The sequence below is a fragment of the Nostoc sp. DedQUE04 genome, assembly GCF_034530995.1.
Taxonomy (GTDB): Bacteria; Cyanobacteriota; Cyanobacteriia; order Cyanobacteriales; family Nostocaceae; genus Nostoc.
In genome coordinates this window covers 112,353-118,352 of record NZ_JAVRCA010000021.1, presented here as the reverse complement: position 1 = coordinate 118,352, position 6,000 = coordinate 112,353, and the positions used below count along the sequence as shown (strand labels likewise).

Sequence of the window (6,000 nt, the reverse complement as noted above, 5' to 3'; positions counted from 1 at the left end):
ACCTTGCTACTATCCATATCTGGGTTCAAAGGATTTTATTAGTGGGATAGGTTCAAATAAACTTGGAACCCTTGCCTGGTTACAGCCCTGATTTTATGCCTGTCGAACACCTGTGGCAGTGGCTACGTGAAAATGTTACTTATCATACATGCTATCAATCTTCTACAGAACTGATTGAACGGGTTCATTTATTTGAACAAGATATTAATTCTAACCCCTTTGAAATTAGCGATCGCCTATGGGTGAAAAATCATCTTGAAGAAGATGAGGAAAAACTACGGGTTTCAACGTAGACGAGGTTTATCATGGCTATAGTATCCTAGCGATCGCACATTGAAAAATAACAACTACAGTGTTGTTGGATCAACCGCTACAATTCCTTCAGACGCATAGCGCATAAAATCTTTACTATTGAATGTCAAAATATGCGTCACACTATTTGCCTTCATATTAGCAACGAGACGAGCATCATGCACTTGGACACCTGACACACTGAATGCGACGACAAGCTTACGCCACTCACGGTAAGTAGTAGGCATATCAGGCAACAATGGAAAGAGGCGCTCAATCAGTCGTAGCAGCCGGTCTGCATCTGTTGGTGTTAAGCCAAATCCGTTTTTTGTGGCTGGTCTTGTAGCAACATTCCAAAACTCAACACAGTTTTGTACGGTAATTTGCAGTGTATGTCCATCGCGTCGCAGTTTTCGGATCGCAGTTCGTATTATTGGGTGTAGTGGGTGAGTGCGATCTACAAAACGCAGTAGGATGTTAGTGTCTATGAGGTATACCACTGCTAAGGATGATCCTCATAAATACTCTCACGAGTCACAGCATAATCTGACAGCACTGCTAAATTTGATCCAACACATAGCGCAAATTCTTCAGCTAACTTATCTGCAACGACTTCAAACTCCTCATTGTTCAGTTGAGCCTGTGTCTGAAGCTTTTCCATCAACTGAGCGCATTTTCCTTCTTGGCTTTTGCACTGTTGATCTTGAAAGATTAGCTCTTGAAGATATTCACTAGCTGAACTATAACCGCCTTTAGCTACTTGTTCTTCAACAAAGACTTTCATCGGCTCAGGTAAGGAAATCTGAATGTTAGTCATACCTTCTTTGCTTTGATATTATCATTGGCTGCTGGCACAAAAAACTTCATAGGCTTTGGTTACAAGTAACGTGAGTTTCACTAGCACCAGCGTAACGCAATTACCAAGGTAATCTGCTCCCATCCCATGAGAAAAACTGTCCACTATCGCCTTCTTGAAGCTGTTCGATCACAGCCAATAATTGAGTAACAGTACGTTCTACTGAAAATAATTTTTCCGCAGGGACATTTCTTTGGAAAGGACGAGAAAGGCGGGTATCAGTTGTACCAGGATGCAATGTTACTATTAATGCTTTTGGACAACTTCTTTTATACTCAATTGCCGCAGTTCGCATCAACATATTGAGTGCTGCTTTAGAAGCCCGATAGCCGTACCATCCACCAAGTTGGTTATCACCAATACTGCCCAATTTAGCAGAAATAGTGGCGAACACACTGCGTTCTCCATGACGAAACAGAGGCAATAAATGTTTAGCCAGTAAGACAGCACCAATACTATTTATCTGAAAGTAGCGCAGCAAATTTTCTGAATTGATCTGTCTTAAGCTTTTTTCAGGTTGCAAAGTATCTTTATGTAATAGTCCTACACAGTTGACTACCAAATGCAGTTTATCAACTTGAGTATGTATTTTTTGAACAGCTTCAATAATTTGTAACTCGTCAGTAATATCCATCTCCAAACAAATTAATCGCTCAGGACATTCGTCTGCAAGAGCCATTAACTCTGAGGCCGATTTCGGTTGACGAGAAGTTGCATAAATTTTAGCTATTCTGCGATCGTGTAGCAATTTTTTCACAAAACCTAAACCAATACCTTGGCTGGCTCCCACAATCAAAGCATTGACAGGATTAATTTCATCGATAAAAGACATTAGAGCAAAGCGCCACCACAACTAGAACCACACCCAGCAGTACAACCATAGCAATAAGCAGCAGTTTGTACCTCATTAATCAGGTCTAAATTACCAGCTTCTAATAATTTGCCAACTGTCAAAGTTTCACCATTACGAGTTTTTGCAGGCAAATTCATCATTTGGTTAAAGTCACAATCATATACATTGCCCAGATAGTCAATTGAAAGTTCATCGCGACACATTAAATGTTCAACTGTGCTGGGATTAAAATGCGACTCTAAAAACTGCAAATAGCTAGCGTAAAGTTTTCTTCGTTCTAAATGCATTTTGGTTCTACCAACTGGTAGGTTAGTAAAGGTAAAGAGGTTGTTAAACACAATATTAAAATGTTCTTGTAAGAACATTTTGTAATCTCGTTCTAGGTTACTCTGTTCGGGAGCTAAAGAAAATTTTTCATCGGTGGGTAACTGGGGATTAAAAACCAAGTCCAAAATTAAATTTTGGTCTTTACCATAGCCCATTTGGTTAAGCCACTGCAAAGCTTTGACTGAACTATCAAAAACACCAGTACCGCGCATTTTATCAACATTATCTGCTAGGTAACAGGGTAGAGAAGCCACAATTCTTACTTGGTGTTGGGCAAAGTATTCTGGTAAATCACCAAATCCATCTTCAAAATAAATCGCCAAATTAGACCGGACAATAACTTGTTTACCAGTTGCTTTTGCTGCTTCTACCAGTGGCTTAAATCCATAATTCATTTCAGGTGCGCCACCAGTCAAATCCACAATTTTAATCTCAGGAAATTTATGGATTAGTGAAATCAATTGTTCGCAAATTTCAGGAGAAAGTTCTTCTGTACGTTTTGGTCCGGCTTCTACATGACAGTGTGTACAAGCAAGATTACAACGCTTACCTAGATTAATTTGTAAAACAGTGATTCCTTTTTTTATCAAAGGTGAACTGAGTTTATTTTTAAAGGCTGTGACTGCTGTATCTCGTATAATTTTTGCTTGAGTTTGCATTAGTTACTACTCCTAAAAAATTGCACAACAATTTTAAATTTTTCTAACCTTGCAATAATCTGTAGGTTATTGCACTAATAATTGCAGCAGTTGGTAAAGTTAAAATCCACGATAGGAAAATTTGATAAAAAACACGAGTATTAGATTTAGATTTTTTGTTAATTAATCCAACACCAAAAATAGAACCAACTGAAACGTGAGTGGTAGACACTGGAAGCCCAAACCAAGTAGCTGCAATGACCAGAATACCAGTTACTATATTTGCTGATAAGCCTTGAGTATGATTCATTGAAGTAATCTTTTCACTCATGGTTATTGCAACTTTTTGGGAGTTGAGTAAACCGCCAAGTGCCATTGCGATCGCTATCAAGATCGCTCCTCCCTGAATCGAGAAATACTCAATAATTAGGATAAGAGAAACAATCTTAGGAGTATCATTGAATCCTCTAGCAAAACTGACAATTCCAGCGCTGAAAAAATGACAAGCATCAATCATTTTTTGGTTGACTGGTAGATGCCATTTTGAATTCATATAGCCAGATAAGCTGTAAATTCCTGCGGACAAGGGAATAGCAACGATTGGACTGAGTAATAAAGGCAAAATAAAGGAAGTTCCTAAAGCTGCAAAATTAACTTGTAGTCCGATCGCAACTAATCCAGCGCCAACCAGCGCACCTGTTAAACTGTGAGTTGTGGAAATGGGAAACCCCATGAGGCTAGCAATGATTACAGTCAATCCAGTAGCGATCGCCACTGCAAGATGAAACTCTGGAGAATTAGCGATCGCATCAGGTAATAGTCCTTTTCCAGAGAAGTTTTTAATTAACGCTCCTGCCAAAAAAGTCGCAGTTATTGCACCAGCAAAAGTTGTGAAAGTTGCCCATAAAATTGCTGTTTGATAGCTGCTAGTTCGGCTACCAAACAGCGTCGCTACACCTTTAAAATTATCATTTGCTCCATTTGAATATCCTAAAAAAAGCGTAGCTAAAAACAGACTTATTAACAACATTTTGGAGTTTATAAAAAAGAAGTCAGAATTCAGAATCTAGAATTCAGAATGTAATTAGTGAAAATATTGAAATTGTGCATTCATCACCCAGTTGCACAGAACCATTCTGTTAGCGGATAGCTAAGGTTTAGCCCATTCTGGCTCCTGACATCTGAATTCTTTCTTAAATAAATTAACAGCAGCCACCACCGCTATAGTGCCAGGTTGAATTGGTAACAATTATTTCTGTTGGGTTACTAACAGCAAGGTTAGCAGCCGTTTTATCACACACCGCAGCCGGAATACCTAGCTGAAGTATATGACCTGCCAAATCGTCAAAGAAAAGTTCAGAACCAGCATAAATTGCTGTTTTTCCAGTGAAAATGCAAGCACCATCTTCTGGAATGACAACTTTAAATGAGACTGAATCCAGACTTTCTAAAAGTAGGTTTTCTTCTAAATTATAAGTCTGGGAATCTAGTAGGCGATAAGGCCGACGGGCACGAATTTCAACTTGACCAAAACCAGCATTTATAATTTTTTCAGTATACTCTTGATATGTGAGTGCGCCTGATAAACACATGGCTCTCAGCCGCTCATCTTTTTGAAGATGTGCTGGAATGGGACGAGTCGCAATTGGATCGCTCATCTGCAAGCGTCCACCTGGTTTTAACACCCGATATGCTTCTTTTAAAGCACGAGTTAAATCTTCTGGTTCAAAGATATTGAAAAGACAATTTTGTGCCACGATATCGACGCTAGCATCAGCAACAGGTAAGTTAAAAGCATCACCTTCGCGGATTTCGACAAAGCTGGTGTTGAACCAGGGGTTTTCTCGAGCAGCAATTTCCAAATTACGTGCAGCTGCTTCCCGCATAGCCCCAACCGGTTCAACGGCAATTACAGCACTTGCATAACGGGAAAAATAAGCGAATTGCAACGCTTCTAAACCGCCACCAACACCGACGTACAGCACAGTAGGTTGGTTTCCTAGTTCAGTGGGGTGAACAGTGGTGCCACAACCATAATTCATTTCCTGCATTGGCAAAGAAATTTTCAATCCTGGTAGTTGCAGAGGCGTACTTTGTACACAACAAAGTCCAACTTGCGGGGTTTGGGCAACTTCGTCATAGAACTGCGCTGCTGTTTCTAGATAGGTCATGCCACTTTGAGTTTTGGATTTTGGATGATAGCTTTGTGCATCCTAATATAATTAACTCTAAGTTGGATGAGTTTTTGTAGAGATTGCCAAAAACGCCAAAGTTTGCTATGGTGAGGCCTTTTGCTTTTAGGCAATAGGCACTGAGGGAATAAGGAAGAATTATTGAAAAATCTTTCGCTTGTCTCTCTCCAATTCAATCATGCAATGTGTAGCCAACACCGATCGCAGTTTGAATGAGACATTTTTCATTATTGGCTTCAAGTTTCAGGCGCAAGTAATTAATGTAAGGTTCAATGATGTTGGCATCGCCCATGAAGTCATAACCCCAGACTTCCTCTAAAATGCGATCGCAGCTAATTATCTGTCGCGGATGGGCCAACAAATATTCTAGTAAATCAAATTCCTTCGCAGTTAACTCAATTAACCGCCGATCTCGGTACACTTCCCGCGTGCGACGATTTAAACTTAGGTCTTCAAATTCTAAAACATCTGCGTACTCTACTTGCTTCTTCGTAGGCGAGCGCTGACTCTGGCTAATAATTCATCAACGCTGAAGGGTTTAACGAGGTAATCATCAGCACCAGCGTCTAAACCTGCAATGCGATCGCTTACTTCATCTTTGACGGTTAATAAAATTATCGGCACTTTCTGGGCGATATTCCGCAGGCGGCTGCAAATTTCCCACCCCGACAAACCAGGCAACATCCAGTCTAAAATTACTAAATCCAGATGCAACTCTCTGGCTGCGGTGAGTGCAGTTAATCCATCGTAGGCAATACTGACTTGATAGCCTTCATAATTCAATTCCAATTCGATAAATCGTGCCAGTTTGACCTCATCTTCAATCAGTAAGATGTGCGTCAT

General features: G+C 40.0%; 7 protein-coding genes and 1 pseudogene. 1 reads left to right on the top strand and 7 read right to left on the bottom strand.

Going from position 1 to position 6,000, the window contains the following annotated elements; all coding sequences use genetic code 11:
- The first annotated feature begins 95 nt into the window (after positions 1 to 95).
- Complete coding sequence (locus RM049_RS16855) at positions 96 to 293, top strand: hypothetical protein (protein WP_322704996.1); 198 nt, start codon at positions 96 to 98, stop codon at positions 291 to 293.
- A 54-nt stretch (positions 294 to 347) separates the two neighbouring features.
- Here RM049_RS16855 and RM049_RS16850 read toward each other — a convergent pair whose 3' ends face one another.
- The 7 genes and pseudogenes from RM049_RS16850 to RM049_RS16820 form a co-directional block, all read right to left on the bottom strand.
- Positions 348 to 791, bottom strand: a complete 444-nt coding sequence (locus RM049_RS16850; protein ID WP_322704995.1) for a type II toxin-antitoxin system VapC family toxin — start codon at positions 789 to 791, stop codon at positions 348 to 350.
- 2 nt (positions 792 to 793) lie between these two features.
- Positions 794 to 1,108, bottom strand: coding sequence for a hypothetical protein (locus RM049_RS16845; RefSeq protein ID WP_322704994.1), 315 nt, complete (start codon positions 1,106 to 1,108; stop codon positions 794 to 796).
- 100 nt (positions 1,109 to 1,208) lie between these two features.
- Positions 1,209 to 1,979, bottom strand: a complete 771-nt coding sequence (locus RM049_RS16840; protein WP_322704993.1) for an SDR family NAD(P)-dependent oxidoreductase — start codon at positions 1,977 to 1,979, stop codon at positions 1,209 to 1,211.
- A complete protein-coding gene (gene arsS, locus RM049_RS16835) occupies positions 1,979 to 2,986 on the bottom strand; it encodes an arsenosugar biosynthesis radical SAM (seleno)protein ArsS (protein WP_322704992.1) in 1,008 nt (335 codons plus the stop codon). Before arsS ends, RM049_RS16840 begins: the two co-directional genes overlap by 1 nt.
- 43 nt (positions 2,987 to 3,029) lie before the next feature.
- On the bottom strand, positions 3,030 to 3,995 hold the full coding sequence (locus RM049_RS16830) for an inorganic phosphate transporter (RefSeq protein ID WP_322704991.1): 966 nt from the start codon (positions 3,993 to 3,995) through the stop codon (positions 3,030 to 3,032).
- 172 nt (positions 3,996 to 4,167) lie between these two features.
- Positions 4,168 to 5,136: an arsenosugar biosynthesis arsenite methyltransferase ArsM gene (arsM, locus tag RM049_RS16825; protein ID WP_322691528.1), complete on the bottom strand. Its 969-nt coding sequence runs from the start codon at positions 5,134 to 5,136 to the stop codon at positions 4,168 to 4,170.
- Positions 5,137 to 5,329: 193 nt separating this feature from the next.
- A pseudogene (locus tag RM049_RS16820) lies at positions 5,330 to 6,000 on the bottom strand (response regulator transcription factor).

What these genes read in the sequence shown, in the direction of transcription:
- arsM (WP_322691528.1), bottom strand. Translation starts at nt 5,136, where the DNA reads ATGACCTATCTAGAAACAGCAGCGCAGTTCTATGACGAAGTTGCCCAA.
- arsS (WP_322704992.1), bottom strand. Translation starts at nt 2,986, where the DNA reads ATGCAAACTCAAGCAAAAATTATACGAGATACAGCAGTCACAGCCTTT.
- RM049_RS16845 (WP_322704994.1), bottom strand. Translation starts at nt 1,108, where the DNA reads ATGACTAACATTCAGATTTCCTTACCTGAGCCGATGAAAGTCTTTGTT.
- RM049_RS16840 (WP_322704993.1), bottom strand. Translation starts at nt 1,979, where the DNA reads ATGTCTTTTATCGATGAAATTAATCCTGTCAATGCTTTGATTGTGGGA.
- RM049_RS16855 (WP_322704996.1), top strand. Translation starts at nt 96, where the DNA reads ATGCCTGTCGAACACCTGTGGCAGTGGCTACGTGAAAATGTTACTTAT.
- RM049_RS16830 (WP_322704991.1), bottom strand. Translation starts at nt 3,995, where the DNA reads ATGTTGTTAATAAGTCTGTTTTTAGCTACGCTTTTTTTAGGATATTCA.